Below are 26,969 nucleotides of genomic sequence, written 5' to 3'. Positions count from 1 at the left end.
CTGGAACCGGTAGCTATAAACCTTTTAGGCCGACCTAATTCATCGTATGAGCGATGGATTCGGACGGACGCGTCGCCGCTTCCTCGCGGCGACCGGTGCCGTGACTGCGAGTGGTCTCGCGGGCTGTACTGGTCTCCTGGGCGGGAACGGTGGCGGCGAGAAACCGGCCCTCGCCGACTTCCGGGGCTCGGGGCCGCTCGTCTCCGATCGGCCCGCACCCGGGGGCACCTCCATCGAGGACCTCCCGGACCTCGAGGGCGAACTCAACGTCTACCTCGGCGGCGGCGAGGGCGGCCGCTACGAGAACCTCCTCGAACTGTTCAACCGCTACTACGACGGCTTCGAGGCGACCTGGAGCGTCCAGCCCTCCTCCCAGCTGGCCAAACAGATCGAACAGGAGAACGCCAACGACACCGTCCGGGCGGCGGACGTGTTCTGGTCCGTCGACGCCGGGTCGCTGGCCTACGTCGCGGACGTCGGCGCCACGACGCAACTCTCCTCGGAGGCCCGCTCGCCGGTCCCCGACGCGTTCAAGACCGACCAGTGGGTCGGCGTCGCGGGTCGCGCCCGCGCGATTCCGTACAACACCGAGCAGTTCGCGGAGTCGGACGTCCCCGACGACGTCGCCACCTTCGCCACCGACGACCGGTTCTCCGGCGCGATGGGGTGGGCGCCGACGTACGGCGCGTTCCACTCGTTCGTCACCGCGATGCGCCTCCAGCGCGGGGAGGAGACGACCCGCCAGTGGCTCGAGGACATGGTCACCCAGGGAGTCGCCCGCTACGACAACGAGTTCCTCGTCTCCGAGTCCGTCGCCAACGGCGAGATCGGCGCCGGGTTCGCGAACCACTACTACGCCATCCGTGTGCTCGCGCGCCGCGACGACGCACCCATCGAGCTCGCGTTCACGAAGAACGACGCGGGCGCACTCGTCAACGTCTCCGGCGCGTCCGTCCTCGGCGGGTCGGACCGCCAGGACCTCGCGGACCTGTTCGTCCGCCACCTGCTGTCCGCGGAGGCCCAGGAGTTCATCGCCACGCGCGGCTTCGCCTACCCGATGATCTCGGAGGTCGAACCGGTCGGCCCGCTCCCCACCATCGACGAACTCGAACCGCCAGAGATCGACCTCCAGGAGCTCTCGAACGTACAGCCGACACTCGAGATGCTCCGGGACGTCGGCATCCTCTCGTAGATGGCTACCAGCGAGCGCCTCGAACGGCTGAAGGCCGCCGCGGTCGGCGACGGCGACGGTGCCGCCGGCCTCGGCCTCGCGCTCGTCGCCGCTGCCGTCGCTGCGCTCGTCTCACTGCCACTCGTCGTCCTGTTCGTCCGCGCGTCGAACTACGGGCTCGGTCACCTGCTCGAGTTGTTCACGTACTCGGGCAGCGTCACGACGCTCGTCAACAGCCTCGTTCTCGTCTTCTGGGTGACACTTGGCTGTGTGCTCGTCGGCGTGCCCCTGGCGGTGTTGACCGTCCAGACCGACCTCCCGGGTCGACGGGTCTGGACCATCGTCGCCGCGCTCCCGCTGGTCGTCCCGAGTTACATCGGCGCGTTCACGTTCGTCAGCGCGTTCGGTCCGCGCGGCGACCTCGCGGATGCGCTCGCGCCGCTCGGCATCGAGCGCATCCCCGCAATCTACGGACTCCACGGCACCGCCCTCGTCCTGATCCTGTTCACCTACCCCTACGTCTTCCTCACGACGCGGGCCGCACTGCTCTCCTTCGACGGCACGCTCGTCGAGGCCGCCCGCACCCTCAACCACTCGCGCTGGGAAGCGTTCAAACGCGTCACCGTCCCACAGATCCTTCCGGGCGTGACCGCGGGCGCGCTGCTCGCCGCGCTGTACGCCCTCTCGGACTTCGGCACGCCCTCCATCATGCGCTACCAGGTGTTCACCCAGCAGATCTACGTCGCCCAGCGGAGTCTCGGGGTCCCCGAGGGGTTCCCCGCGTTGCTCTCCCTCCAGTTGCTCGGCGTCGTCGCGGTCGTGCTCGCCCTCGAATCCCACGTCGGCGGCGACACCGCGGCGTACATCTCTCGCGGGTCCCGCCAGCCGGGCCGCATCGAACTCGGCACCTGGAAGTGGCCGGCCCTCGCGTTCTGTGCGGCTGTCGCGGGGCTCGCCCTGGCCGTCCCGCTCGGCGTGCTCGTCCTCTGGCTCGACCAGGCCGGCGAGACCATCTTCACGTTTGAACCCGAGGTGGCGTGGAACTCCGTGAAGGTCGCCGTCGCCGCCGCCCTCGCCGCGACGCTGCTCGCGCTCCCCGTCGCGGGCTACTCGGCGCGCTCAAACTCCGTCGTCGCGACCGTCGCCGACCGGCTCACCTACGTCGGGTACGCCGTCCCGGGAGTCGTCATCGGGCTCGCGCTCATCTTCTTCTCCACGGAGTTCGTCACGTCGCTGTACCAGACCGTGCCCCTGCTCGTCTTCGCGTACGTCGTGCGCTTCCTCCCGCAGGCCGTCGGGACGGTCCGCTCGTCTGTGCTGCAGGTGGACCCGAAACTCACGGAGGCCGCCCGGACGCTCGGCCGGTCGCCGACGGGCGCGTTCCGGGAGGTGACGCTGCCGCTCATCGCGCCCGGAGTCGCCGCCGGCGCGGCGCTCGTCTTCCTCACGACGATGAAGGAGCTCCCGGCGACGCTCATGCTCAGTCCGTTAGGCTTTGAAACCCTGGTCTCCTACATCTGGCTCGTTAGAGGAGCGGGCTCGTACGGCGCGGCCGCCGTCCCCGCACTCGTCCTCGTGGGCGTCTCCGCGCTCTCGATGGTCGTGATCCTCGCACAGGAACGATACAATGGCTGAACCAGACGTCACGACGGAGTCGGCGACCGTGCCCGAAGACAGCGACGCGACGGACGCGGCTGACTCCCCACCCCGAGTGCTGGAACTCGACGGCGTCACTAAGGAGTACGGCACCGAGACCGCGGTCGCCGACCTCTCGCTCACCGTGCGCGACGGCGAACTGTTGACGTTGCTCGGTCCCTCCGGGTGCGGGAAGACGACGACGCTGCGGCTGCTCGCCGGCCTCGAACGCCCGACGGAGGGCACCATCTCGCTGGCCGGAGACGTCGTCGCCGGTCCCGGGACGTTCGAGGACGCCGAGACCCGTGGGGTCGGCATCGTCTTCCAGGACTTCGCGCTGTTCCCCCACCTCTCGGTCCGCGAGAACGTCGCGTTCGGGCTCACCGGCCTCGACGACGCGGCCACCGAGGAGCGGGTCGACGAACTGCTCGAACTCGTCGACATGCCCGGGATGGGTGAGCGCTCGCCCGACCAGCTCTCCGGCGGGCAACGGCAGCGCGTGGCGCTCGCCCGGAGCCTCGCGCCGGAGCCGGACATCCTCCTGCTCGACGAGCCGTTCTCGAACCTCGACGTGCGCCTCCGCGTAGAGATGCGCGAGGAAGTCCGCCGCATCCTCAAGGAGGCCGGCGTCACCGCCGTCTCCGTCACCCACGACCAGGAGGAGGCGCTCTCCATCTCCGACCGCGTCGCGGTGCTCCACGACGGCCGCCTCGAACAGGTCGGCGACCCGGAGTCCGTCTTCGAACACCCCGAGTCCCGGTTCGTCGCCTCCTTCCTCGGGCAGGCCGGCTTCCTCTCGGGACGGGTCGGCGAACAGACCGTCGACACCCGCATCGGCTCATACGACCGCTCGCTCCTGAAGGGTCTCTCCGACGGCTACACCGGCGCGATGGTCGACGTACTCGTGCGCCCGGACGACCTGCGCGCCGTCCCCGCCAACGAGGCGAACGCCAACGGCGTCATCGTCCAGCGCCAGTACACCGGCCCCTCGTTCATCTACCACGTCGAACTCGACAACGGCGACGTGGTCCGCTGTCTCCACAACCACGCCGAGGACATGGACGTCGGCGAACCGGTGACGGTCGACCTCGTCTCCGACCACTCGCTGGCGTGGTATCCGACCCGATAATGGTCGCCCAGCGCGTCCGCGACGCGCTCGCCCGCCTCCCCGTCGCACCCCTCGCGCTCGCTGTCGTCGCCGCCGTCCTCGCGTTCGCGGTGTCGACCCTCCTCTTCCCGTACCACTCCACGAACCACGACGAGGCGGTCTACCTCCAGCAGGCCGCGATGCTGCTCGACGGCCAGCTGTTCCTCCGGCCACCCGTCGCCGAGGCGTTCCGCCCGTGGTTCTTCGTCGAGTCCGCCAGCGGACTCTACCCGAAGTACGCGCCGCCGACGGCCGCCCTCTTCGCACTCGGTGAACTCGCGGGGTCGTTCAGCTACGCACTACCCGCCGTCGCCGCAGCGAACGTCGCCCTGCTGTACGGCGTGGTCCGCGAGGCCTTCGACCACCGGACGGGCGTCGTCGCGGCCGTCGCCCTGCTCTGCTCGCCGCTGTTCCTCGTGCAGTCCGGCCTCTTCCTCCCGTACGCGCCGACGACGATGCTGAACCTCGCGTTCGCGCTCGCGTACGTCCGCGCGGAGCGCACCGGGAGCACGCGGTGGGCGGCGGTGGCTGGCGCGGCGACCGGCCTCGCGTTCTTCTCGCGACCGTACACGGCCGTCCTGTTCGCCGCACCGTTCGTCGTCCACGCGCTCTGGACGCTGCTCGCCGCGCTCCATGAGCGTTCCATCGGCCCAGTCGTCCGCCGCCGCAGCGCCACCGCGGCCACCGGACTCGTCGGCGTCGCCATTACGCTAGGGTACAACGCCGTCGTCACCGGGTCACCACTTCTGTTCCCATACGAGGCGTTCGCACCCCTCGACGGCCTCGGGTTCGGTCGGCGCGCGATTCTCGACTACGAACTGGCGTACACCCCCGGACTCGCCGTGCGCTCGAACGCCGAGGTTGTCGGACAGTTCCTCACGACCTGGGGGCCCTTCGGCGCGCTCGGCAGCGTACTCGCCGCCGTCGGTGGCTACGCGACCCACAGACGTGGCTGGGACTGGGTCCAGGCAGTGCTCGCCGGCGTCGCAGTCAGCGTCGTCGCGGGCAACCTCTTCTTCTGGGGGAACCGCAACGTCCTGGGCTCGCTCGGTGACCCGACCGACGGCCTGGTCGCGACACTCGGCCCGTACTACCACTTCGACCTGCTCGTCCCGGCGAGCGTGTTCACGGCCGTCGGCACGCTCGCCGTCGTCGACGCGGCCCGTCGCTCACTGCGTGATTGGGTGTCCGACGGCCGCGCCCGTCCCGTCGCACTCTCCGTGCTCGTGGTGACCGCAGCGGTCCTCGGGGTCGCGACGGCGTCCGCGGCGGCACCACCAGTCCGGGAGAACGCCGAGCTAACCGACCACTACGAGGCCGCCTACGAGCCGTTCGAGCCCTCGCCCCCGGCTGACGCGGTGGTGTTCCTCCCCGGCCCGTACGGGGACTGGCTCAACCACCCATTCCAGCCCCTCCGCAACGACCCGGGGTTCGACGGCCAGACCGTCTACGCGCTCGAGGAGCGCCCGTTCGCCGTCGTCGACGCCTACCCGGACCGCGACCACTACCGCTACGTCTACCGGGGGTCGTGGTCGCCGTACTCCACGCGCCCGGTCACGCCCGAACTCAGACCCGTCCAGATGGTCTCCGGGGACGCGCTCGCCGTCGACGTGCGACTCGGCCTCCCGGAGTGGACAGAGAGCGTGACGGTGACGCTCTCCTCAGGCGACGAGCGCGTCTACTACGCCATCGACGAGGCGCCAGCAGGTGGACACACCGACTTCGACGTGGTCGTCAGAGACGGCCGCGTTCGCCTCGACGGAGCGGGTCCAGGTGCCGGAAACGCGAGCGTGCCGCTGAACGGGAGCGTGACAGTCGACGCACTCGTGGACGGCGGCTACGGCGCCGGACTCACGTACCGCGTCCGACTCCCAGTCGAGGCGACACCCGAGGGCTACCGGGCGCTCACGCCGTACCGGGAGCTCTGCACCGACCTCCGCAACTGCGGTGGAGAAGCAGCGTACGTTCCGGGCGCCGGTCCCGACGGAACCGTCCTGAACGCCTCTGTGCGAACGGTCGACTGACCGGAGGGCTTCAGGCGAGTCAGTACGTGTTTTGGTGACCGACGATCCGCCGCCGGTCGAGCCAGCTGGTGACCGCGACGAACACCCCGACGACGATGGTCATCGCGAGGAACAGCCAGCCGAACCAGTACGCGATCGCCGAGAGCTGGACAGCTGCGGTGCCCGCCGCGTTCGTCATCGCCGTGTACGCCAGCCCGATCCACAGCGTGTAGAAGATCGCTGCCTTCCACACGAGGGGCGTCGCGTCGCCGAGGACTCTGTCGACCACGACGAGGGCCTGCTCCACGCCGAGTTCGCGGCCCTCCTGCGCGTCGTGCTCTTCGGTAGTCTTTATCATGGATACGCTACGCGGTCAGTACCCAAGTACTATCTGGTGAAATCGGTGACGTCACACCCCGAATCGTGGGTCTAACCGCTGTATCTCGTCGGCTCCTCCAATGGCGCCCGACTTCTGGAGCGTCGCCTGGGCGGGGCGTCGACTGGAAGACGACGTGGGTGCTCCGGACACAGCCGCGATAGGTGCGATTTACCGACGACCAGACCGAGCAGACTGGTAACAACGACCTTCCGTCGCGTCCCGGTAGTCGGCGTATGGAGCCGCCCGAACTCGACGACGTCGACAGGGGGATCCTCCACATGCTCCAGGCCGACGCCAGGAACAACACTGCCTCCGTCATCGCGGAGGCGGTCGGCGTCGCGCCGAACACCGTCCGCAACCGGATCGAGCGACTGGAGGACGACGGCGTCATCAACGGCTACCAGCCCGACATCGACTACGACGCGGCGGGTTTCCAGCTCCGGGTCCAGTTGGTCTGCACCGTGTCAATCGGCGATCGAGCGGGACTCGTCGAGGAGGCCCTCGGAATCGACGGCGTCGTGGAGGTCGAGGAGATCCACGCCGGGACGGAAAACCTGGTCGTCGAGGCCGTGGCCGGCGACGGCGACGACATCACGCGGATCGCCGCCAACCTCGAGGCGCTCGGCCTCGCCGTCCAGACCCAGCGGTTCGTCAAGAACGTGCACGTCCAGCCGTTCGACCACTTCGGGAGCGACGTGTCCGAGGAGTGACCGTGAGCGACGGCCGGACCTCAAGACGACCGGGTCGTTTGCGGGTTCGCGCAACCCGGGGGTTGCGGGATTCCGCAGTTCCACTTTGAATCCTGAACAGTCGGCAAGCAACTTTCTGTCAAGCTTATCTACGACGCAACCCCTCTCTCTAGTAATGGAACGCAGTAGCATCGAGCAGACTACTTCCCACCCTGTCCACGAAATCGTCCTAGAAGTCGCGAAACGCGAACACGTCGAACCGACCAGACTCCCGCCGCTGTACGACGTACTGGACCCGGACGCACTGACCGCACTCCTCGACGCTCCCGGCGACAGCCTCACCGTGAAGTTCGCGTACTGTGACTACCACGTGACCGTCGACAGCGACGGCAACGTGACCGTAGCCGACGAACAGTCTCGTTCTCGCCGTGCGGTCGACGCCGGAGAGCAGTGAGCGTCCGGACGCTCCACGCGTAGTCGACATCGAGGCCAGTCGCCCGGAATCGACGGATGGGGCGGAGCAGCCGCACTTTCGACTCGGGGTGTTATCCGGGATATAACGAAGGGACGTCTGGTAAGTAGTGGTTAACAGGGCGGGAGAGCTCCGATGTCATCACAGACTGACCCTGTCGACGGGGAACGAGCGGGTGGTACCGTACACAGCGACGAACAGACGAACTCCGAGGGGGAGACGGAGCCAGACGCCACCTGCGTGGTGTGTGGGGAGCCACTCAACGGGGTGACCGGCAGGGAGACGGTCCACCGGGAGTGCGAACCCGCCCTCAGGTGCGGAATCGCTCTGGGAGCGCCCGACGAGTAGCGAGTCCTCCACGACACCGACGCTCGGCCGGCGCGCACGTCCAGGCAGCCACTCAGAACAGACGTTCTTCGGCGCAGACTTTCAGGATGGAGCCGAGGATCTCCGCGCCGCCCTCCAGCGGGTCGAGTTTCGTCTCGCCGAGCCGCTCGTCGTACTCGATGGGGACCTCCAGTACGTCGTAGCCGCGACAGAGGGGGCGGAGCAGCAGTTCCGCCGAGAGCCCCGTGTTCTGCGTCCACTCGATGGTCTCGATCACCTCGCGGCGGTACGCGCGCATTCCCGTCGTCGTGTCGTGGACGCGCTCGCCGACGAGCAGCGACGCGAGTGCGGCGAACGCGGCGTTCCCGAGGCGGTTGAACGGCGGCATCTCCTCGGCACCCCAGTAGAGTCGGTCGCCGCTGACCACGTCGTACCCCTCGTTGACGTAGTCGAGGAACGCCGGGATGCGCTCCATCGGGTAGGTGTCGTCGCAGTCGGTGGTGACGACGACGGGGGTGTCCGCCGCGAGCAGTGCGGCGCGGACGGCGACACCGTACCCCCGGGGTTCCTGTTCGACGACGTGGGCGCCGTGTTCCCTGGCGATTGCCGGCGTCCGGTCGCTCGACCCGTCCACGCAGACGACGCTCGCCCGGCCGTCCGTGACCGTCTCGATGTCCGAGAGGACGGCGTCGATGGCTGCCTCCTCGTTGTACGTCCCCATCACGACGGTGACGTCGTCGAGCGTGTAGGGGGCGTCCGTGTCGCTCATCGTCGGAGGCTACGCCACGCGGTTATTTTAGGCTTGCCAAAACGACCCTGCGTGCGCAACAAGTGATAAATACGTCGGCACCAATTGTTGGTCAGACCGCGGGACACCGCAAATATGAGCGACGCTGACACGCGGAACACGGACGACGAGGACGCCACCGTTCTCGTCGTCGACGACGAGGAGGGGCTCGCCGACCTCTATGCGATCTGGCTCCGCGACAGTTACACCGTCAGAACGGCGTACAACGGCGAGGAAGCCGTCGAGGCCCTCGACGAAGGCGTCGACGCCGTGTTGCTCGACCGGCAGATGCCCGACTTCTCGGGTGACCACGTCCTCGAGACCATCCGCGAGCGCGACCTCGACTGCCGGGTCGCGATGGTCACCGCCGTCGAACCCGAACTCGACATCATCGACCTCGGGTTCGACGACTACCTCCGCAAGCCCGTCGACCGCGAAACCCTCCGCGCGACGGTGGTCCGTCTGCTCCGCCGCTCGACGTACAACGGCACCGTCCAGCGCTACTTCTCGACCGCCCGCAAGCACGCGCTACTGGTGGACTCCGAGGACCCCAGCGTCACGGAGTCCGAGGAGTTCCGGGAGCTACGGTCCAGGCTCGACGCGCTGCGCGACGAACTCGACGACGTGGTCGCGGACTTCGACAGCGAGGACTACGAGGTCCTGTTCAGGCGCCTCTCGGACGAGACTGACGATGACTGAGCCCAGCGACCACCGCAGCGAACTCCTCGCGTACGCCACCGAGGTCGCCGGCGCAGACAGCGTCGAGACGGTGTACGAGGCGATGGCGGACGCCGCAGCGGCCATCTTCGACTTCTCGTCGGCCGTCGTGGAGACCGAGCGGGACGGCGTGCTCTCTGTCCGCACGTGGAGCGGTCGCCGGCCGAGCGTGACCGGAATCGCCGCCGACGAGGGGCTCGCGGGCCAGACCTTCCAGACCGGGGAGGCCGAAGTCGTCCCGGACGTCGAGGACGACCCGCGCGTCGAGGACGCCCCCGAGGACTCCCCACGGTCGGTCGTCACCGTTCCGATCGGCGACGTCGGCATCTTCCAGGCGGGCATGGACGAACCCGACAGCCTGGACGAGGACGACCTCGAACTCGCCGAGTTACTGGCGTCCCACGCGTTCCAGGCGGTCCAGCGGATCCGCTCCCAGCGGGACGTCCGCGACAGCGAGGAACGCTTCCGGACGCTGTTCGAGCAGGCCGACGACGCACTCGTCCTCTACGACACCCACCACGACGAACCGGCCACCATCGAGCACGCCAACGAGTCCGCAGAGACTATCTTCGGCGCGAGCGAGGCGGAGCTCCGCGAACGGTCCCTGGCCGACCTGCTCGCCGCGGACGACGCCCGACTCGTCCCCTCGGAGGAGGACGTGACCGTCGAGACGACGCTCGCCGACGCCGACGACGACCGGATTCTCGAGGTCAGAGTCAAACCCTTCGACCAGCGGACGGGCGCCGACGCGTTCGCGGTGGTCAGCGACGTGACCGACCAGCATCACCGGGAACAGACGCTGACGGGCCTCCACGACGCCACCAGGCGGATGCTCGTGGGGGAGACGCCCGAGGAGATCGCGTCGGTAATCGTCGAGGCCGCGAAGGAACTGCTCGGACTGCCGTACGTCGGCGTGTTCTTCCGCTCGGCGGACCGCGACGCACTGCAGCCAGCAGCGGTCTCGGGGACTGTCGGCGCCGACGAACCGCCGGTGCTCGAGGCCGGGAAGAGCCTCGCGTGGCGGGTGTACGAGGACGGCGAGCCCGAGAAGTTCGACAACGTCCCCGACCACCCGGACGTCCACAACCCGTCGACGCTCATTGAGGAGGAGATAATCCACCCGCTCGGTGAGTACGGCGTGGTGCTCGTAGGCGCGAGCGAGCGAGAGACGCTGAACCGCACCGACTGCGACCTGCTGCGCGTGCTGGCGGCGAACGGCGAGGCCGCACTCGACCGCGCGGACCGCGTGCAGATGCTCCACGACCGCGAGGCGGAACTCCGCCGCGAGCGCAACCGACTCGCGGCGCTGTTCGAGAACATCCCGAGTCCGACCGCGAGCTTCGTCGTCGAGGACGGGGAACCGATCATCCAGTCGATCAACCCCGCCTTCGAGCGCGTGTTCGGCTACGGCGAGGCCGAACTCGCCGACGAGAAGATCGACGACTACATCGTCCCGCCGGAGTCTCGCACCGAGGCCGAGGTGTACAACCAGAAGCTCAAGGAGGGACAGAACGTGAACGCCGAGGTCCGTCGCATCGCCGCGGACGGCCTGCGGGACTTCCTCCTCGACGTGGTGCCGTTCCGTCTGGACAAGCCGAACGTCCACGGCTACGCGATGTACACCGACATCACCGACCGCAAGGAACGGGAGCGCGAACTGAAACGCCAGAACGACCGCCTGGAGGAGTTCGCAGGCATCGTGAGCCACGACCTCCGGAACCCGCTGAACGTCGCGCGCGGCTACGTCGAACTCGCCGAGGAGACCGGCGACGATGAACACTTCGAGCGCGCGGACACGGCGCTCGAACGGATGCACGACATCATCGAGAGCGTCCTCACGCTCGCCAGACAGGGCCGTAGCCTCGACGAGACGGTCGAGGTGTCGCTGTCAGACGCTGCCGAGCAGGCGTGGCGGAACGTGGAGACCGACGGTGCCACGCTGGCGGTGAGCGACGACGCGACGCTCCTCGCGGACCCCTCGCGGTTCGGGTCGCTGCTGGAGAACCTCTTCGGGAACGCAGTTGAGCACGGCGGTCCGGGGGTCACGGTGACGGTCGGCTCGAACGGGGACGAGTTCTTCGTCGAGGACGACGGTCCCGGCATCCCGCCGGAACACCGCGACGCGGTCTTCAGGTCCGGGGAGACACACAGCGAGGACGGCACCGGCTTCGGACTCGCAATCGTGAAGGGCATCGCCGAGGCCCACGGCTGGTCGGTGTCGGTCACCGAGGGCGCCGATGGCGGTGCGCGCTTCGAGTTCGCGGGCACCGATTCGACGTCGACCTGACCGGGGTCACGTGACCGACTCGGACTCGTCTGCGTAGTCGAGGTGGGCGTCCTCGTCGAGCACCACTCGGAGTCCCTCGACCGCTCGCCAGACGTCCTCGTACCCGACGTAGTACGGCGACGGCGCGACCCGGACGACGTCCGGCGGGCGGTAGTCGACGACCACACCGCGGTCCCGGAGCGCGCGGCTGAGCGCCCCCGCCTCGGGGTGTTCGATCGCGACGTGGCCGCCGCGTCGCTCGGCCTCCCGGGGCGTGCCCACGGTGCACTCGGGGAGGCGTTCGTCGACGAGGCTGATCAGGTACCGCGTGAGCGCCACCGAGTGCCGGCGGAGTTCGTCGATGCCCGCGGCCTCGACGACGTCGAGCGTGCCGAACAGCGGCGCCGCCGAGAACACCGGGACGGTGCCGATCTGGTAGGCGCTGGCGTCCGCCGCTGGCGTGAACTCGGGGCGCAACTCGAACTGCGTCGCCGAGTCGTGACCCCACCAGCCGGGGAGCGCGGGGTCGAGGTCGAAGTGGTTCTCGTGGACGTAGAGGCCGCCGATTGCTCCCGGGCCGGCGTTGAGGTACTTGTAGCTACACCACACCGCGAAGTCCACTTCGTCGAAGTGGAGGTCGTGGGGGACGACGCCGACGGAGTGCGCGAGGTCGAACCCCGCGAACGCGTCGTGCTCGTGGGCGATTTCGGTGATGGCTTCGAGGTCGAACAGCTGTCCGCTCCGGTAGAGCACGGAGGGCATGAACACGACGGCGGTGTCGTCGTCGACGGCCGCCGCGATCGCGTCCGTCTCGATCGTATGCCCGTCCTCGCTCTCGACGACCACGAGGCCCTCCGCGGGGTCAATGCCGCGTGCGCGCAACTGGGCGCGGATGGCGTAGTGGTCGGTTGGGAAGTCGAGTTCGTTGACGACGACGCGTTCGCCGTCGGCGGCGTCAAGGAACGTCCCGACGAGTGTGTGGATGTTCACGGTCGTGGAGTTCGCCGCGACGCACTCGGCGGGTTTTGCACCGACGACGTCCGCGAGTCGGTCGCCGAGTCGCTCGCCGTAGTCGAACCACGGCGGGTCGGCCGCCGTCCACGCCTCGATGCCGAGTTCGCGCCACTGCTCGACGGCGCGTTCGAGGGCCGCCGCGGCGTCCTCGCCGTGGACGCCGAGACTGTTCCCGTCCATGTACACTGCGTCTGCTGGCGTGGAGAACCGCTCGCGGAGTCCCGTCAGCGAGGATTCGGCGTCCCGCATCCGGGCGGCGGACTGCGACGCGTCGAACTCGTCCATACCCCCACGTGTGACGCCAGCGCCGAGAACGTTCCGAACGTTCACGTCCCCGGAGCGAGATGGACGTCCGTGACCGAACTCGACCCGGAACTCGCCGCCGTCGTCGACCGCGTCCGGGCCGCCGGCGTCCCGGAGTGGTCCGAACTCTCCGTCCCGGCAGCCCGGCGCGTAGAGGACGAGGTGTTCACGGCCGACGACCCGCGAGAGGTCGCGTTCGTCCGCGACCTGGCGTTCGACGGTCCCGCAGGAGCGGTGCCCGTCCGCGTCTACCACGACGACCCCGAACGACCCGCGCCCGTCGTCGTCTTCTACCACGGCGGCGGGTGGACGCTCGGGACGCTGGACTCCATCGGTGGCGTCTGTCGGGAAGTCGCGGCCCGCGCGGACTGCGTCGTCGTGAGCGTCGACTACCGCCTCGCGCCGGAACACCCGTTCCCCGCGGGCCTCGACGACGCCTACGCCGCACTCGAGTGGACCGTCGAGAACGCGAGCGCGTTCGGCGCCGACCCCGACCGCGTCGCAGTCGCCGGGACGAGCGCGGGCGGGAACCTCGCGGCCGCTGTCACCCTGCGCGCCCGCGAGTTCGGCGGCCCCGGTCTCGCCCACCAGGCGCTGCTCTACCCCATGACCGACCGGACCACGAACCGCGTGTCGTACCGCGAGCACGGCGACGGGCCGCTGCTCACCCGGGCGGACGTCGAGTGGTTCTGGGGGCAGTACTGTCGGAGTCCGGTCACCGCCGCGAACCCGTACGCCAGCGTCCTGCGCGCGGCCGACCACGGCGATCTCCCGCCCGTCACCGTCGTCACGGCGGGCCACGACCCGCTCCGCGACGAAGGCCGCGCGTACGCTGACGCCCTCGACGCCGACGGCACGCCCGTCGAGCACTGGCACTACCCGTCCATGGCCCACGGGTTCCTCAGCCTCACCGACGACGTCGCGACTGCGGACGACGCGCTGGACCGGCTCGCGGCGCGACTCCGGAACGAACTGCAGTGACAGCAGAGAACGTAGAGGGCCGTCTCAGTCCGCGGACTCCGGGCGGTCGCCCGGCAGCACCACTTCGTCGTCGTCGAGTTCGATGACGGAGTCGGACTGGTCCATCCCCGTGGTCATCAGCAGGCGGATGGCGGCCCTGACGCTCAACTCGGAGTCGTGGACGCGGCTGTCCGGCACCAGTATCAGCGAGCCCTGCGTCGGGTTCGGGCTCCCCGGGAAGAAGACGTTGTGCGCGTCCTCGCCCGCGAGTTCCGCCAGGTCGTCGGGGCTGTCGCCGGTCTTCAGCCCGAGCCGGTAGACGCCGTCACGGGGGTACTCGACGTACACCACGGACTCGAAGTCCGAACTCCTGTTCACGACCGAAGAGGCCATCCCGCGGACGCTCCCGTAGATGGTCCGGAAAACCGGGAGGAAGGCGACGAGGCGGCCGGTCCGCCCGAAGATGTGTTTGCCGACAGACTGCTGGGCGAGGAAGCCGAGCACCGTCACCAGCGCGGCGATGATGGCGAGCGCGAGCAACTGGGCGAGTATCGTGCTGTCACCGGTCTGTGTGGCGAGCCGTGTCCCGTCGACGATGGGGTCGAGTAGGCCGCCGAGCCACCCCATTAGAGTTCGCAGGATGACGAGCGTCACCACGAGTGGCCCCACCAGCACGAGGCCCGCGGTGAAGTTGCTCTTCAGCGATGTCTTGATTCGCATACGGTTCACGGGGAGGGGAAGGCGAATAAGCCTAGGGAAGCTCGAACCCCCAATCTCCGGTGTTCGTTGACAGGTCCACCGAGGGCGGACTGGGTCTCCAGCGTCCAGCGGCTGCTCGACCGTTCGGAGCTGAACGTCTTTACAGCCCGCTCCTGTAGTAGCAGTATGCCCACGTCAGAGTCCGAGTCGGTGGCCGAACACGGATCGGCGAACACCGACACCCGCCCGAGAGTCTCCGCCGTCGACGTCGAGGGGTTGCAGCTGACGTACGCCGACGGCACGGAAGCCGTCCGCAACGTCGACATGACCGTCCCGGAGGGGGAGTTCTTCGGCTTCCTGGGGCCGAACGGCGCGGGCAAGACGACGACCATCAAGGTGCTCGCGACGCTGCTCTCTCCGACTGCCGGCGACGTCCGCGTCAACGGCTTCGACGTCCGCACCGACCCGCGGAAGGTCCGGCAGTCCATCGGCTACATGGCCCAGGAGACGAGCATCGACCCCGAACTCACGGCCGAGGAGAACATCCGGTTCGCGTGCGAGGCCTACGGGGTCCCCCGGGGCGACCGCCAGACGCGCATCGACGAACTCCTCGAACTGGTCGGTCTCGCGGACGTCGCCGACAAGCGCGCCGAGGAGTTCTCCGGCGGGATGAAGAAACGCCTCGACGCGGCCACCGCGCTCGTCCACCGGCCACCGCTCGTGTTCCTCGACGAACCGACCACCGGCCTCGACCCGAAGGCCCGGAACCGTCTCTGGGAGTACTTCCGCCGCATCAACGACCGCGGCACCACCATCTTCCTCACCACCCAGTACCTCGAGGAGGCCGACCAGCTCTGTGACCGTCTCTCGGTCATCCTCGACGGCAACATCGTCGCGGAGGGGAGTCCCGCCGACCTCAAGCGCGAGGTGGGCGGCGAGGTGCTGGACGTCGAACTGGAGGGTGACGGCGACGCCCGCCACCGTGCCGCGGCCATCGCCCGCGAGTTCGACGCGTTCGACGACGCGTCCGTCTCGGAGAGCGAGGACGGCATCAGCGTCACCGCCGAGACCGCACGGCAACACGGGACTGACCTGCTCGTCGCGCTCCGCGACGCGGGGCTGACCGTGACCGGGTTCAACATCCGCGCGCCAACCCTCGACGACGTCTTCCTGGCCATCACGGGCGAGGAACTGGACGTCGAGACGGAGGAGGAGAGCCGATGAACACGCCGACCCGCGAGGAGGGCGCCGACCACGACGTCGTCCGCTCCGGGAACTCCTTCTTCGGGGACGTCTGGGTGAACTTCAAGCGCTGGAACCTCAAGGCCGTCCGCAACCCGTTCGTCCTCGTGGTGTCGCTCGTCCAGCCCATCATCTTCCTCGTGCTGTTCACCGAGGTGTTCGGCAACGTCGCGGGCGCGGCCGTCAACCGCGGCATCCCCGGCATCAACTACGAGACGTACCTCGTCCCCGCGATCACGATCCAGGTCGCGCTCGCGGCAGCCATCACCTCGGGCATCGGTCTCGTCAACGACATCGAGAACGGGATGTTCGAGAAGGTGCTCGTCTCGCCGATGAACCGCACCGCCGTCTTCGTCGGGAAGACGGCCGCGGAGGTGTTCCGCATCGCCGTCCAGATCGCGATCATCCTCGGCCTCGGCGTCCTCCTCGGCGCGGAGATCGTCACCGGAGCGGTCGGCGCCGTCGCCATCGTCGCCGTCGGCATCCTCTTCTCCCTGTGGTTCCTCGCGCTGTCGAACTCCCTGGCCGTCCTCACCCGCGACCAGGAGTCGACGATCATCGGGGCGAACCTCCTGCAGTTCCCGCTCCTGTTCCTCTCGAGTGCGTTCCTCCCCCTGGACTCGCTCCCGGGGTGGGTTCAGACGTTCGCCAGCGTCAACCCCGTCACCTACGGCGTCGACGCCGCGCGGTCGCTGATGCTCGACCAGGACGTGATGACGGTCGTCGAGGTCACGGCCTTCGGTGGTACGCTCGACGGTGTGATTCCAGGCGTAGCCGTACTGGTGGCACTCGACCTCGTTCTGGGGGCGATCGCCGTCGTGTTGTTGTCGCGGGCGTCGAGTTCCGACGTCCGCTGACGGTTTGCGCTCGCGCCCGGGCGTTCCGTGTAACCAGATCTGCTTGCGTTACGCCTATACGTAAACCGTCTGTGTCTACTACCATGACGCGAACCCCCGGCCGGCGAACGTTCCTCGCTGGACTCGCTGCCGGAGTCGGTTCGCTCGGTGGCTGTTCGGCGCTCGCCGGTGACCGCAGTCCGACAGTGTCGCTGCTCGCTGCCGGGAGCCTCAACAACGCCCTCGAGAACGGGCTCCGGCCGGCCGTCGACGCGACCCTGCAGGTCGAGGCGCGGGGCTCCGCGGAGGTCGCTCGCCTCGTCGCCGAGGCGCAGAAGGACCCCGACGTCGTGTCGGTGGCCGACGTCGCGCTGTTCGACTCACCGATGGACCCTGAGTGGTACGCCGAGTTCGCGACGAACTCCGTCGTCGTCGCGTACAACCAGGACACCGACGGCGGGCAGCACATCGCCGACGCGGGCGTCGACGGCTGGTACCGGCCGCTGCTCGACGGCGACGTCTCGCTCGGTCGGACCGACCCGGACCTCGACCCGCTCGGCTACCGCACACTGTTCGTGCTCGAACTCGCCGCGGAGTACTACGGGACGACGGCGGAGCTCCGCGCGGAGATCCCCCGACGCGAGCAGGTGTACCCGGAGACGCAACTCGTCAGCCAGTTCGAGACGGGGTCCGTCGACGCGGCCGTCACCTACCGGAGCATGGCCGTCGACCGGGGCTACGACTACGTCGAGTTGCCCCCGGAGATCGACCTGAGCACGCCCGAGTTCGCCGACCGGTACGCGTCTGTGTCGTACGAACTGCCGGGCGGGAACGTCGTCTCCGGCGCACCCATCAGTTACGCGTCGACCGTTCGCGACGAGTCGCCCGCGGTACTCGACGTCTTCGCAGAGCAGACGACAGGACAGTACCTCAGAGAGTACGGCTTCGTGGTGCCCACGGACTACCCACGCTACACAGGCAATGTTCCCGAGCGAGTCACGCACTGAGTCCGTCGCCGGGCGACTCGACTGGCTGTCGGTCGCGTTCCTCCTGGGAGCGGTGTTGCTCTGCTTCTACCTCCTCCCGCTGCTGGCGCTGGTCGCGAGTCAACCACCCGGCACAGTGCTCGCTCGTGTGGGCAGCCCCGAGGTGCTCTCCGCAGCCCGGACGTCGCTGCTCGGCGCCACCGTGAGTACGGTGCTCTCGACGGTGTTCGGACTGCCGCTGGCCTACTGGCTCGCCCGCACGGACGGTCGGTTACCGACGGTCGTCACCGCCGTCGTCGTCCTCCCGCTGGTGTTACCACCGGTCGTCAGCGGCATGGTGCTGTTGACCGTCGTCGGACCGAACACGCTGCTCGGTGGCGCAGTCTCCGCCAGCGGGTTCCCGCTGACTCGCTCACTAGCCGGCGTCGTCCTCGCCCAGACGTTCGTCGCGTCACCGTTCGTCGTCGTCACCGCGAAGGCAGCTATCGAGAGCGTCGACCGCAGCCTCGAACACGCCTCGCGCTCGCTCGGCAAGCACAGGCTCACCACGTTCCGTCGCGTCACGCTCCCGCTCGCGTGGCCGGGGATTCTCGCCGGCGTCACCCTGGCGTTCGCCCGGGCGTTGGGCGAGTTCGGCGCGACCATCATGCTCGCGTACTACCCGCGGACGATGCCGGTCCAGATCTGGGTGTCGTTCACGACGCTCGGCCTGGAGAACGCGTTCCCCGTCGCGGTGATTCTCGTCGGCATCGCCGTCGGAACGCTCGTCGTCCTCGACCGCCTCGGAACCAACCCCCTGGAGTGACCCGATGCTCGACCTGACTGGACTCACGAAAACCTACGGCGACTTCGACTTCGGCCCCGTCGACCTCTCGGTCGGCGCGGAGGTACTCTCGGTGCTGGGTCCATCGGGGAGTGGGAAGACGACGCTGCTCTCGACGATTGCCGGCATCGTCGCCCCGGACGCGGGCGACATCTCGCTGGACGGCCGGTCGCTCGTCGGGCGGCCGCTGGAGGCACGCCGGGTCGGACTGGTGTTCCAGGACGGCGCGCTGTTCCCGCACATGACCGCCCGGGAGAACGTCGCGTACGCGGCGACGAGCCCTGACCGCGTGGCCGACCTCGCCGCGACTCTCGAGATCGACAACGTGCTCGACCGGCGTCCGTCCGCTCTCTCGGGTGGCGAACGCCGGCGCGTCGCACTGGCCCGGACGCTCGCAGCGGACCCCGACCTGCTGTTACTCGACGAACCGCTGTCCAGCCTCGACACGCCGATCCGACGTCGCCTCCGCGACGAACTGCACGACCTCTTCGGGTCGCTGGAGATCCCGACGATCTACGTGACCCACGATCAGCGCGCGGCCACGGTGCTCGGCGACCGAATCGCAGTGCTCCGGGACGGGACCGTCGAGCAGGTCGGCCCACCGCAGACCGTCCTCGACCGACCGGACACCGAGTTCGTCGCCCGGTTCACGGGGAGCGAGAACGTCTTCGACGCCACCGTCGTCGAGCAGGACGGCGATTCGATCACCCTCGGCGTCGGCGACCAGATCCTCCGGGCGCGCGCCGACCGTTCCGTCGGGAACTCCGTCACAGTCTGCGTCCGCCCGTCACGTGTCCAACTCAGCGGCAGCTCCATCGACGCTGCGGATGAATCCGCACTTACGGGAACAGTTCGCCGTCACCTGAACGAGGGAGACGAACACCGAGTCCTCGTGGACGTCGACGGGACGGATCTCTCGGTCGTCGCGAAGGTCCAGCCCGCGACTGTCGAACAGTTGCCCGTCGACCCTGGTTCGCCAGTACACGTCTCGATTCCCCCGGACGCGATTCACGTGCTGAACGAGTAACGGCTGGCTACCCGCACGCTGGGTTTCGAGGATTCGGTTCTCGGAGCGAGTCGAGTGCTGGGTTCCCACTCGAACGAGGGGGAATCCACCCCCGTCGCTTTGTATTGCAGTATATGGTTTACGAGTCGGTGTTCGAACAGGGAGTCTCCTCGAAGTCGCGATTTCAGATTTCGAGAATCACGGAAATCCCGTATTTCGAGTCGGTCGACGAGAGCAATTCGACAGCCCCGACAGCCACAGCGAGGTGAGTGGAACGAGCCAGTCGATGGACAGCATCCATTCGGTATCACCCGGCGCAGTACATGGCCTCGATCCACCGCCGCTGAAGTCGCTCACCCTGGGGGGGCGGCGAGGAGGGCCGCCCCCTTCCGCTGGTTGAATGTCGGCCAGCCCACTACGAGCCCTCGAACGGCGACTGGACTCCGGCTTGGGGAGATACGTCGGTGTTCTCGAGGAAATTCCGGAGATCACTCCTGGTGAAACGACACTCAGACTGATCGGTGTTCGAGCAGCTCCTCGTTCTGCTGAACAAGGAGAGGGCCGAGGAACACAACTCGGGCCGGGAGAGCAACGCCAGTCACTCGTACCACGTGAGCGTGAGTTCAGCCCTCACGATTCCCTGGCCGATTACCGCCGATGAATCAGAGGCGGTGTTCTCCCCAGGTCGCGGAAATGGCAGCGGTCTTCTCGGGGCGCAGAGTGAGGGGGCGTTCTACTGGTGTTTCCAAATCGACCGAGGTGCACCCTCTCGAACTGAGGAACTTGCCGAGGATAGTTATCAATGGCTGCAGTACTGCCGTGGGTGGTATTTTATCATCCTTGGGAGCCCCTCGAAGCCTTATTATCATTGAATCTAGCTCCTGGTTTCCCGACATACTCGTGCTTCGTTTCTGGATAAGGGTCTTTATCCACGCTGAGGGGAACATTGAAGGAGTCGGCCTCGAATCGGTGGTGCATGGCCGGTGACGACCGAGCAGTAGTGAAGACCTACGTGCCGCCCGACCAGAAGGAGGCGTGGGCCGAGCACGCAGAACAGCTAGACATGTCCCAGAGCGAGTTCCTGCGGTCGATGGTGCAGGCCGGGAGAAGAGGGTTCCTGGCCGACCGCGAGGAAGGTGGTTCTGAGGACGCTACCCCTGGGGGCCAGGGCCTCGAAGACAGGGTCCTCTCGACACTCTCGGCGGAGGGTGTCGTGTCGTGGGGCCAACTCGTCGAGGAGCTCTCCGGAGATTTCGAGGATCGACTGGACGAGGCGGTGCAGTCGCTGTCGGACGCGGGCGAGATCCGCTTCGACCCGCGCCGCGACGGCTTCGTCCTCCAGGGTGACAGATGAGCGGCGACGCGACTGCAGTCGCCGACCGTGGCGAACCCGACACCGACGACCCGATCGAGTATTTCCTCGAGGACATGGCCTACCACGGGAAGTCCGAACGGACGCGTGAAGCCTACGGACGCGTCCTCCGGGCGTTCGAGACGTTCCTCGCGGAGTTCGAGACGACAGCCGCGGACGCGGACCGCCGGGACTGCCTCGCCTGGGTGCACGAACTCCGCGGCCAGCACGCCGAGAGCACCGTCGCGACGTACGCCTCGTACCTCAACCGCTTCTACAGCTACATGACCCAGGTCGGGACCTTCGACGCCAATCCGATGGCGCTCGTGATGCAGGAGATGGACGAAGCCATCGACACCGACCCGACCCGTCGCGAGGTCTCCGTCGAGCGAATGCGGGAGTTCGTCGGCGACGTCACCCACCCGCTGGAGCGCGCCGTCGTGGTGGCGCTGCTGAAGACCGGGCTCCGGGTGGGCGAACTCTGCAATCTCGACGTTCGGGACGTCTCGCTCGCCGCGCCAGCGGTCGAGGACGCCTACGACCTCGGAACCCGGGGCCAACTCGACGGCCGGCCCGACACGCTGTTCGTCGATCCGAGGATGAGCCGCGGAGAGACGGTCAACGGCGAAGAACGGACGGCGTCGAACAAGCGCAAGCGAGCGACGCTCGTGCCCGTCGACGGGGAGCTGAAGACCGTTCTCGTCCGTTGGCTGGCGATCCGACCCGATTCCCCGTCCGAGGCTGAGCCGCTGTTCGTGAGCACGCGAGACGCCTGGGGAGAGCGCCTGACGCCCGAGATGGTGCGCTCGATGGTACGTCGACACGCCGAGGCAGCGGGCTGGTACCGTACGGGTGGCGACGCCGCGGAGAACGTCACGCCCCACTACTTTCGGCACTTCTTCACCACGCACCTCCGGGACAGAACCGGCGACCGTGGGGTCGTGAAGTACCTCCGGGGGGACGTCGCCGACGACATCATCGACACGTACACTCACAACTGGGGCGACAGAGTCCGGAAAGTATATCTCGCCAATATTTACTCCCTGTCGTAGCGTCGCCTGACGAACTCGTAAACCATATCCTGCTATACCAATCTGGCCATTGCTGATTGGCCGAGAATCAATCTTGATAACCCGTGGTTCAGGCGCTGAACCTGTCGAGGACGGCCTCGTCGATCGTGATGCCCAGGCCCGGCCGGTCCGGGATCGGTACCGTGTCCTCGTCGTTCGTGATCTGTTCGGTGATTAGCTCGTCGCGAATCGGGTTCGGCGTCCGGTCGAACTCGAGGAGCGGTCGGCCGGGAATCGTCGCGAGAACCTGCAGGCTCGCGGCGATTGCGACACCAGTCCCGAACACGTGTGGGTGACACTGGAGGCCAGCATCCCAGGCGGAGCTGGCGATTCGGCGCATCGAGGTGACACCGCCGGCACTCGTCACGTCGGGTTGCACGTAGTCCACCGCGCCAGCGTCGAGTACGCGTTCGAACTCGTCGGCGAACGCCCAGCACTCTCCACCCGCGACCGCCAGGTCGAGCGCGTCGTTGAGACGCGAGTAGGCGTCGAGTTGCTGTGGCTGGACTGGCTCCTCGAAGAAGTAGACGTCCAGTTCCTCGAGCGCTCTCCCCACTCGACGGGCGGTCGCGACGTCGTACGCCCAGTTGGCGTCGACCATCACCGTCACCTCGTCCCCGACGGCCTCCCGCACCGTACGAACGAGTTCGACGTCCTCGTCCGGCCCCCACGGGAACTGGTGGGCCAGGCCGACTTTCATCTTGAGCGCGTCGAAGCCGGCCTCCACGTGGCCGCGAGCCTCCGCCGCGAGCAGGTCGCACTGTCGGTCGAAGTCGTCGACGTCCCGGAAGAAGTGCCCCGTCGCGTACGCCCGGACGTCCTCGCGGCGGCGGCCGCCGAGGAGCTGAGCAATGGACTCGCCCCGAGCCTTCCCGCGGATGTCCCACAGCGCCATGTCGACGGCGCTGACGACGCCAACCGGCGCGAACGTGTGGAAGCTGGTACGGAGCTTCCACCGGAGGTTGTCGTGGATCTGCTCGACGTTCCGGGCGTCCCGGCCCTCGAGCCACGGTGCGACGAACTCCTCGACGATCTCGCGGTTGCCGGCGACTGGCCCCCAGCACTCGCCCCACCCCTCCGTGCCGTCGGCGGTCGTGAGTCGGACGAGACAGTACTCCCGGCTGTCGCGCCACTTCTGGGCGTTGGCGAACCGGTCGTCGAGCTCCCGGCGTAGCGCGAACGTCTCTACGTTCGATATCTCCATGGTGTACGTCCGGGAGATGGCGTGATGAAGATTGCTCCCAGAGAGACGGCGGGGGTGGATTGTGGCGTCCCCGGACTTGTCGAGCGCTGGCCCGCACGGAGCTCGCTGTCACAACCAGTAGGAATTTAGCGGTTCTCCACGGACTCTCAGCCATGTCATCGTACGGGCCCGACGACGTCGTCTCCCCCAGGAACATCGTCATCCTGAAGGCTCGCGTCGCGAACCCGACCGCGTCCACGCGGGAACTGAGCGAGGTACTCGACGCCGAGTACGGCATCGAACTCTCCCACAACCGCATCAGCGAGATCCTCCGCGAGATGGCCGAGGACGGCCTCTACCGCGAGACCGTCATCCCCGACCAAAGCATCTTCAACCACTTCCTCTTCCGGGTCTCATTCTATTACCCGAACTTCGCCGACCAGTGGGAGGACTGCTACTGGGCGCTCCGGGACGACCCCCACGTGTTGATGTTCTTCAACGCCGACTCGGAGTACCACTGGCAGTTCATCACCCAGTTCCGCACCAACGACCGGATGCAGCGCTGGATCCACGAGTTCTTCAAGGAGTTCGGCGAGTTCATCTCCGGGTTCCACAACACCGTCCTCCACCAGGTCCACAAGTTCCAGACGGACGCCGAGGTGTTCGACGAGATGCTCCGCGAGACGCCGGAGGGGCGGGCGTACCTCGAAGCGAGCGACGCGGCCTGACGCGAGTTCCTCGGTCAGTCGGCGAGCGCGGCCGCGAGCAGTTCGACGGGCGTCGGCGGACTTTCTCTGTCGCTCGGAACGAGCCCGCTGGCGTCCCGCGCCTCCTCGTCGAGCATGTCCTCTAGTTGCGTGCGACAGGACGCGCCCGGCGCGACCGCGAGTTCGCCGGGACTGTCGTCGAGCTGGTCGACGAGGATGTCGCCGATGGCCGTGCTCATCGCGTGGTGTTCGGCCTCGTAGCCGAAGCTCCCGGCCATCCCGCAGCACGTCGAGTCTACGGGGTCGACGGCGTACCCCGCCCGGCGCAGCACGCCGACCGCGTGGTGGTCCTTCTTCGTCGCCTTCTGGTGGCAGTGACCGTGGTACGACAGCGCCACCTCCTGGGCGTCCCACGTCACGGCTCCGTCCAGGGCGAACGCATCGAGGTACTCGCAGACGCCGTACGTGTTCGCTGCGACCGTCTCGGTGGCGTCGCCCGAGAGGAGGTCGAGGTAGTCGGACTGGAACATCACGGCGTCGGACGGCTCGACGAGCACCACGTCCCAGCCCTCGCGCACCTCCGGGGCGAGGTCAGCGACGTTCGCCGCGGCAGTGTTACGCGCCTTGTCGAGGAATCCCTTCGAGTGGGCGGGACGACCGCTGTCCGTCCGGTCCGCGAGCGCGACGTGGACGCCGGCTGCCTCGAGCACCTGGACGGCTGCTTTTCCGATTTCGGGGTGGCTGTAGTTCGTGTACGTGTCCGGGAAGAGGACCGCCCGGCGCTCCGCTTCGCTGGCTGGGACGCGAGCGCCGCCACGTGCGTCGAACCAGTCCTGGAGCGTCTCGCGCTCGAACGACGGCAGCGACCGTTCGCGGGCGATGCCGACCGTCTTCTCCATGACCGCACGCGCGCCCGGGAGGTCGGGGAGGCGGTTCGCGACCGGTGCCGTTGCGCTCCCGAGTTTCGCGAGCGTGTCGACGTTTGCGAACAGCCGGTCGCGGAGGCTCGCGCCCTCGCGCTGGTGGTGCTCGTGGACGACCTCGGCCTTCAGCTTCGCCATGTCCACCTCGCTCGGGCAGTCTCGCGCACAGCCCTTGCAGCCGATGCAGAGGTCGAGCACCTCGTCGACGAACTCGTCGTCCGTCGGGTCGTCGGGCAGGTCGCCGCTCATCGACTGGCGGAGCATGTTCGCGCGCCCCCGCGTGGACGTAATCTCCTCCTCGGAGGCCCGGTACGTCGGGCACATGACGCCGCCGCCGGTGTCCTGGCTGGTGCGACAGCCGCCACAGCCGTGGCAGAGTTCGACCATCCCCTGGAAGCCGTTCTCGTTCTGCCAGTTGAGGTCCGGGTCGAGGTGCGGGTCGAACTCGTACTCGGGGTCGAAGCGGAGGTTCTCCGTCATCGAGACGTCACCACAGACCTGGCCCGGGTTCAGCAGCCATTCCGGGTCGAAGGCTGTCTTGAGGTCGCGGAACGCCTGCCAGAGGTCGTCGCCGTACAGCTTTCGGTTCCACTGGGTGCGCGCGCGGCCGTCGCCGTGCTCGCCGGAGACGCTCCCGCCGAACTCCACGACCAGGTCGGTGACGCGGTCGGCGATGTCCTCCATCGCCGCGAGCCCGGGTTCGGTCTTCGTGTTCACGAGCGGGCGCACGTGGAGGACGCCGGGGCCGGCGTGCGCGTAGAACGACGCGAACGTGTCGTTGTCGTCAAGGATCTCGTGGAATCGTGTGACGAACTCGGGGAGGTGCTCCGGCGGGATGGCGCAGTCCTCGATGAACGAGAAGTGCTTCGCGTCGCTCGTCCGGCCGAGCAGGATAGGGAGTCCGGACTTCCGGAGTTTCCAGTAGGTCGCGCGCTCCGCGTCGTCGTGGGCCTCCAGTGCGTCGAACGCGTAGCGGTCCTCCTGGGCACTGTCGTCGCGGACGCGGTCGGCGACGAGGTCGGTGGTCTTCTCGCGGCCCTCGTCGTCGTCCGCGGCGTAGAACTCCACGAGCAGCGCGGCCCGCGTCTCCTCTGGGAGGAGGGCGACGACGTTGGAGAACTCGGCAGTCTGGCTGGCGAGGTCGATGAGCGTGTCGTCGATGAGTTCGACCGCGGCGGGCTCGTGTTCGAGGACGTGCTGGACGTCCGTGACCGCGTCGACGACGCTCTCGTAGGTCAGCAGCGTCACCGACTTCGTCTCCGGGACGGGTTCCAGCGAGACGGTGGCCTCCGTGACGATGGCGAGGGTCCCCTCGCTGCCCGCGAGCAGCCGCGCGAGGTTGACGGTGCCACTCTCGGCCTCCTCGACGAGTCGGTCCAGGTTGTAGCCGGAGACGTTGCGCTTCAGGTCGGGGAACCGGGCGTCGACCTCGTCGGCGTGCTCGTCGAGTATGTCGAGGACGCCCGCGTAGATCCGCGGGAGGAGGTCCTCGGCGTCCGCGTTCGCTTCCTCGCGGAGGGTCTCGATCTCGATTTCCCCGAACGTCGTCACGGTGCCGTCCGCGAGCACGACCTCGCACTCCTCGACGTAGGCGTCGGTCTTCCCGTACTTCAGGGAGTGGGCGCCCGTGGAGTTGTTCCCGATGGCGCCGCCGACGGCGCTCCGGTTGCCGGCGGCCGGGTCCGGCGCGAACTTCAGGTCGTGGGGCGCGAGCAACTGGTTGAGTTCCTCGAGGACGGCGCCCGCCTCCGCGTGAGCCCGCTGGTCGTCGGGGCGGACGTCCAGGACGTCGTTCATGTACCGCATGAAGTCGAGGACGACGGCCTCGTTGACGGCCTGCCCGGCGAGACTCGTCCCGCCGCCGCGCGGCAGGACGGGAATCTCTCGCTCGGCGCAGTAGGAGACGACCGACGCCACGTCGTCGGTGCCCGTCGGGAAGACCACCCCGATGGGTGTCACCTCGTAGGCCGACGCGTCCGTCGCGTACATCTCGCGCGTGTACGTGTCGAAGCGGACGTCGCCGTCCACGCGCTCGCTCAGGTCGGCGACCAGTTCCGGTCGCTCGACGTCTTCGCCGACGTAGTCGTAGTCCGACCGGTCGTCCGCCGCCGGGCGGTCTGCGTCCCGGGGCCCACCGTACTCGTTAGAAGCCATCTGCTTGTTCCGGGGTAGGTGGGGGAGGCTCCTTGGCCTTTCGGATGCGCCGAACGTTCGCCGGTGTCCAGCCTTCGAGCGCTCACACCGACGAACGGCGGGACTGAGGAGTGTACGGG

25 protein-coding genes are annotated in these 26,969 nt (G+C 68.0%); 19 read left to right on the top strand and 6 right to left on the bottom strand.

Going from position 1 to position 26,969, the window contains the following annotated elements; translation table 11 throughout:
* The first annotated feature begins 46 nt into the window (after positions 1 to 46).
* Genes LT965_RS15075 through LT965_RS15060 form a run of 4 tightly spaced genes read left to right on the top strand, consistent with a single transcriptional unit; the run spans position 47 to position 5,977 of the window.
* Complete coding sequence (locus LT965_RS15075) at positions 47 to 1,192, top strand: extracellular solute-binding protein (RefSeq protein WP_232701680.1); 1,146 nt, start codon at positions 47 to 49, stop codon at positions 1,190 to 1,192.
* On the top strand, positions 1,193 to 2,806 hold the full coding sequence (locus LT965_RS15070) for an ABC transporter permease (protein ID WP_232701679.1): 1,614 nt from the start codon (positions 1,193 to 1,195) through the stop codon (positions 2,804 to 2,806).
* Complete coding sequence (locus LT965_RS15065; protein WP_232701678.1) at positions 2,799 to 3,935, top strand: ABC transporter ATP-binding protein; 1,137 nt, start codon at positions 2,799 to 2,801, stop codon at positions 3,933 to 3,935. The genes LT965_RS15070 and LT965_RS15065 overlap by 8 nt, the downstream gene beginning before the upstream one ends.
* The gene (locus LT965_RS15060; RefSeq protein WP_232701677.1) at positions 3,935 to 5,977 is read left to right on the top strand and encodes a DUF7846 domain-containing protein; all 2,043 of its coding nucleotides are present in this window, start codon (positions 3,935 to 3,937) and stop codon (positions 5,975 to 5,977) included. Before LT965_RS15065 ends, LT965_RS15060 begins: the two co-directional genes overlap by 1 nt.
* 19 nt (positions 5,978 to 5,996) lie before the next feature.
* On the opposite strand, the gene LT965_RS15055 is transcribed toward LT965_RS15060, so the two are convergent.
* Positions 5,997 to 6,314 carry a hypothetical protein gene (locus tag LT965_RS15055; RefSeq protein WP_232701676.1) on the bottom strand — a complete coding sequence of 106 codons (318 nt, stop codon included), beginning with the start codon at positions 6,312 to 6,314 and terminating at the stop codon, positions 5,997 to 5,999.
* Positions 6,315 to 6,568: 254 nt separating this feature from the next.
* Between LT965_RS15055 and LT965_RS15050 the strand changes: the two genes are divergently transcribed.
* The 3 genes from LT965_RS15050 (at position 6,569) to LT965_RS15040 (ending at position 7,844) form a co-directional block, all read left to right on the top strand.
* Positions 6,569 to 7,045 carry an Lrp/AsnC family transcriptional regulator gene (locus LT965_RS15050; protein WP_232701675.1) on the top strand — a complete coding sequence of 159 codons (477 nt, stop codon included), beginning with the start codon at positions 6,569 to 6,571 and terminating at the stop codon, positions 7,043 to 7,045.
* A 154-nt stretch (positions 7,046 to 7,199) separates the two neighbouring features.
* The gene (locus tag LT965_RS15045; RefSeq protein WP_232701674.1) at positions 7,200 to 7,478 is read left to right on the top strand and encodes a HalOD1 output domain-containing protein; all 279 of its coding nucleotides are present in this window, start codon (positions 7,200 to 7,202) and stop codon (positions 7,476 to 7,478) included.
* Positions 7,479 to 7,631: 153 nt separating this feature from the next.
* A complete protein-coding gene (locus tag LT965_RS15040; RefSeq protein ID WP_232701673.1) occupies positions 7,632 to 7,844 on the top strand; it encodes a hypothetical protein in 213 nt (70 codons plus the stop codon).
* A 52-nt stretch (positions 7,845 to 7,896) separates the two neighbouring features.
* On the opposite strand, the gene LT965_RS15035 is transcribed toward LT965_RS15040, so the two are convergent.
* Entirely contained in the window at positions 7,897 to 8,592 is a 696-nt protein-coding gene (locus tag LT965_RS15035) for a dolichyl-phosphate hexose transferase (RefSeq protein WP_232701672.1), read from the bottom strand.
* A gap of 114 nt (positions 8,593 to 8,706) precedes the next feature.
* Here LT965_RS15035 and LT965_RS15030 point away from each other — a divergent pair, with 114 nt between their 5' ends.
* Together LT965_RS15030 and LT965_RS15025 are read left to right on the top strand one after the other, a co-directional pair.
* Entirely contained in the window at positions 8,707 to 9,309 is a 603-nt protein-coding gene (locus LT965_RS15030) for a response regulator transcription factor (protein WP_232701671.1), read from the top strand.
* Positions 9,302 to 11,614 carry a PAS domain S-box protein gene (locus LT965_RS15025; RefSeq protein WP_232701670.1) on the top strand — a complete coding sequence of 771 codons (2,313 nt, stop codon included), beginning with the start codon at positions 9,302 to 9,304 and terminating at the stop codon, positions 11,612 to 11,614. The genes LT965_RS15030 and LT965_RS15025 overlap by 8 nt, the downstream gene beginning before the upstream one ends.
* 6 nt (positions 11,615 to 11,620) lie before the next feature.
* On the opposite strand, the gene kynU is transcribed toward LT965_RS15025, so the two are convergent.
* Positions 11,621 to 12,892 carry a kynureninase gene (gene kynU / locus LT965_RS15020; RefSeq protein WP_232701669.1) on the bottom strand — a complete coding sequence of 424 codons (1,272 nt, stop codon included), beginning with the start codon at positions 12,890 to 12,892 and terminating at the stop codon, positions 11,621 to 11,623.
* Positions 12,893 to 12,961: 69 nt separating this feature from the next.
* Between kynU and LT965_RS15015 the strand changes: the two genes are divergently transcribed.
* Positions 12,962 to 13,891, top strand: a complete 930-nt coding sequence (locus LT965_RS15015; protein WP_232701668.1) for an alpha/beta hydrolase — start codon at positions 12,962 to 12,964, stop codon at positions 13,889 to 13,891.
* A gap of 24 nt (positions 13,892 to 13,915) precedes the next feature.
* On the opposite strand, the gene LT965_RS15010 is transcribed toward LT965_RS15015, so the two are convergent.
* Positions 13,916 to 14,590, bottom strand: coding sequence for a DUF502 domain-containing protein (locus LT965_RS15010; RefSeq protein ID WP_232701667.1), 675 nt, complete (start codon positions 14,588 to 14,590; stop codon positions 13,916 to 13,918).
* A 165-nt stretch (positions 14,591 to 14,755) separates the two neighbouring features.
* On the opposite strand from LT965_RS15010, the gene LT965_RS15005 reads away from it, so the two are divergent.
* From LT965_RS15005 to LT965_RS14970, 8 genes are all read left to right on the top strand, one after another.
* Positions 14,756 to 15,793 (top strand): ABC transporter ATP-binding protein, encoded by a 1,038-nt coding sequence (locus tag LT965_RS15005; protein WP_232701666.1) that lies wholly within the window; start codon positions 14,756 to 14,758, stop codon positions 15,791 to 15,793.
* Positions 15,790 to 16,668, top strand: coding sequence for an ABC transporter permease (locus LT965_RS15000; RefSeq protein WP_232701665.1), 879 nt, complete (start codon positions 15,790 to 15,792; stop codon positions 16,666 to 16,668). The genes LT965_RS15005 and LT965_RS15000 overlap by 4 nt, the downstream gene beginning before the upstream one ends.
* Before the next feature lie 83 nt (positions 16,669 to 16,751).
* Entirely contained in the window at positions 16,752 to 17,654 is a 903-nt protein-coding gene (locus LT965_RS14995) for an extracellular solute-binding protein (RefSeq protein ID WP_232701664.1), read from the top strand.
* Positions 17,629 to 18,438: an ABC transporter permease gene (locus LT965_RS14990; RefSeq protein ID WP_232701663.1), complete on the top strand. Its 810-nt coding sequence runs from the start codon at positions 17,629 to 17,631 to the stop codon at positions 18,436 to 18,438. The genes LT965_RS14995 and LT965_RS14990 overlap by 26 nt, the downstream gene beginning before the upstream one ends.
* 4 nt (positions 18,439 to 18,442) lie before the next feature.
* Complete coding sequence (locus tag LT965_RS14985; RefSeq protein WP_232701662.1) at positions 18,443 to 19,483, top strand: ABC transporter ATP-binding protein; 1,041 nt, start codon at positions 18,443 to 18,445, stop codon at positions 19,481 to 19,483.
* 500 nt (positions 19,484 to 19,983) lie between these two features.
* Positions 19,984 to 20,334 carry a hypothetical protein gene (locus tag LT965_RS14980; RefSeq protein WP_232701661.1) on the top strand — a complete coding sequence of 117 codons (351 nt, stop codon included), beginning with the start codon at positions 19,984 to 19,986 and terminating at the stop codon, positions 20,332 to 20,334.
* Between the two features lie 104 nt (positions 20,335 to 20,438).
* Entirely contained in the window at positions 20,439 to 20,816 is a 378-nt protein-coding gene (locus tag LT965_RS14975; RefSeq protein ID WP_232701660.1) for a DUF5805 domain-containing protein, read from the top strand.
* Positions 20,813 to 21,865, top strand: a complete 1,053-nt coding sequence (locus LT965_RS14970) for a tyrosine-type recombinase/integrase (protein ID WP_232701659.1) — start codon at positions 20,813 to 20,815, stop codon at positions 21,863 to 21,865. Before LT965_RS14975 ends, LT965_RS14970 begins: the two co-directional genes overlap by 4 nt.
* An 88-nt stretch (positions 21,866 to 21,953) precedes the next feature.
* Here the strand turns inward: LT965_RS14970 and LT965_RS14965 are convergent, their stop codons facing one another.
* On the bottom strand, positions 21,954 to 23,087 hold the full coding sequence (locus LT965_RS14965; protein ID WP_232701658.1) for a mandelate racemase/muconate lactonizing enzyme family protein: 1,134 nt from the start codon (positions 23,085 to 23,087) through the stop codon (positions 21,954 to 21,956).
* Between the two features lie 152 nt (positions 23,088 to 23,239).
* Between LT965_RS14965 and LT965_RS14960 the strand changes: the two genes are divergently transcribed.
* Entirely contained in the window at positions 23,240 to 23,794 is a 555-nt protein-coding gene (locus LT965_RS14960; RefSeq protein ID WP_232701657.1) for a helix-turn-helix domain-containing protein, read from the top strand.
* A 14-nt stretch (positions 23,795 to 23,808) separates the two neighbouring features.
* Here the strand turns inward: LT965_RS14960 and LT965_RS14955 are convergent, their stop codons facing one another.
* The gene (locus LT965_RS14955; RefSeq protein WP_232701656.1) at positions 23,809 to 26,850 is read right to left on the bottom strand and encodes an FAD-binding and (Fe-S)-binding domain-containing protein; all 3,042 of its coding nucleotides are present in this window, start codon (positions 26,848 to 26,850) and stop codon (positions 23,809 to 23,811) included.
* Between the last annotated feature and the right edge of the window lie 119 nt (positions 26,851 to 26,969).

Origin of the sequence: Halobacterium wangiae, from assembly GCF_021249345.1 — an archaeon.
Classification (GTDB): Archaea; Halobacteriota; Halobacteria; order Halobacteriales; family Halobacteriaceae; genus Halobacterium; species Halobacterium wangiae.
This window is presented reverse-complemented; position numbering and strand designations above follow the sequence as displayed.

Bases quoted from the DNA above. Each gene is read 5' to 3' on its own strand.
- LT965_RS15040 (WP_232701673.1), top strand. From the start codon at position 7,632: ATGTCATCACAGACTGACCCTGTCGACGGGGAACGAGCGGGTGGTACC.
- LT965_RS15030 (WP_232701671.1), top strand. From the start codon at position 8,707: ATGAGCGACGCTGACACGCGGAACACGGACGACGAGGACGCCACCGTT.
- kynU (WP_232701669.1), bottom strand. From the start codon at position 12,892: ATGGACGAGTTCGACGCGTCGCAGTCCGCCGCCCGGATGCGGGACGCC.
- LT965_RS15045 (WP_232701674.1), top strand. From the start codon at position 7,200: ATGGAACGCAGTAGCATCGAGCAGACTACTTCCCACCCTGTCCACGAA.
- LT965_RS14965 (WP_232701658.1), bottom strand. From the start codon at position 23,087: ATGGAGATATCGAACGTAGAGACGTTCGCGCTACGCCGGGAGCTCGAC.
- LT965_RS14990 (WP_232701663.1), top strand. From the start codon at position 17,629: ATGTTCCCGAGCGAGTCACGCACTGAGTCCGTCGCCGGGCGACTCGAC.
- LT965_RS15005 (WP_232701666.1), top strand. From the start codon at position 14,756: ATGCCCACGTCAGAGTCCGAGTCGGTGGCCGAACACGGATCGGCGAAC.
- LT965_RS15050 (WP_232701675.1), top strand. From the start codon at position 6,569: ATGGAGCCGCCCGAACTCGACGACGTCGACAGGGGGATCCTCCACATG.
- LT965_RS15055 (WP_232701676.1), bottom strand. From the start codon at position 6,314: ATGATAAAGACTACCGAAGAGCACGACGCGCAGGAGGGCCGCGAACTC.
- LT965_RS14985 (WP_232701662.1), top strand. From the start codon at position 18,443: ATGCTCGACCTGACTGGACTCACGAAAACCTACGGCGACTTCGACTTC.
- LT965_RS15075 (WP_232701680.1), top strand. From the start codon at position 47: ATGAGCGATGGATTCGGACGGACGCGTCGCCGCTTCCTCGCGGCGACC.
- LT965_RS15065 (WP_232701678.1), top strand. From the start codon at position 2,799: ATGGCTGAACCAGACGTCACGACGGAGTCGGCGACCGTGCCCGAAGAC.
- LT965_RS14995 (WP_232701664.1), top strand. From the start codon at position 16,752: ATGACGCGAACCCCCGGCCGGCGAACGTTCCTCGCTGGACTCGCTGCC.
- LT965_RS15060 (WP_232701677.1), top strand. From the start codon at position 3,935: ATGGTCGCCCAGCGCGTCCGCGACGCGCTCGCCCGCCTCCCCGTCGCA.
- LT965_RS15000 (WP_232701665.1), top strand. From the start codon at position 15,790: ATGAACACGCCGACCCGCGAGGAGGGCGCCGACCACGACGTCGTCCGC.
- LT965_RS14960 (WP_232701657.1), top strand. From the start codon at position 23,240: ATGTCATCGTACGGGCCCGACGACGTCGTCTCCCCCAGGAACATCGTC.
- LT965_RS14970 (WP_232701659.1), top strand. From the start codon at position 20,813: ATGAGCGGCGACGCGACTGCAGTCGCCGACCGTGGCGAACCCGACACC.
- LT965_RS14955 (WP_232701656.1), bottom strand. From the start codon at position 26,850: ATGGCTTCTAACGAGTACGGTGGGCCCCGGGACGCAGACCGCCCGGCG.
- LT965_RS15070 (WP_232701679.1), top strand. From the start codon at position 1,193: ATGGCTACCAGCGAGCGCCTCGAACGGCTGAAGGCCGCCGCGGTCGGC.
- LT965_RS14975 (WP_232701660.1), top strand. From the start codon at position 20,439: ATGGCCGGTGACGACCGAGCAGTAGTGAAGACCTACGTGCCGCCCGAC.
- LT965_RS15035 (WP_232701672.1), bottom strand. From the start codon at position 8,592: ATGAGCGACACGGACGCCCCCTACACGCTCGACGACGTCACCGTCGTG.
- LT965_RS15025 (WP_232701670.1), top strand. From the start codon at position 9,302: ATGACTGAGCCCAGCGACCACCGCAGCGAACTCCTCGCGTACGCCACC.
- LT965_RS15010 (WP_232701667.1), bottom strand. From the start codon at position 14,590: ATGCGAATCAAGACATCGCTGAAGAGCAACTTCACCGCGGGCCTCGTG.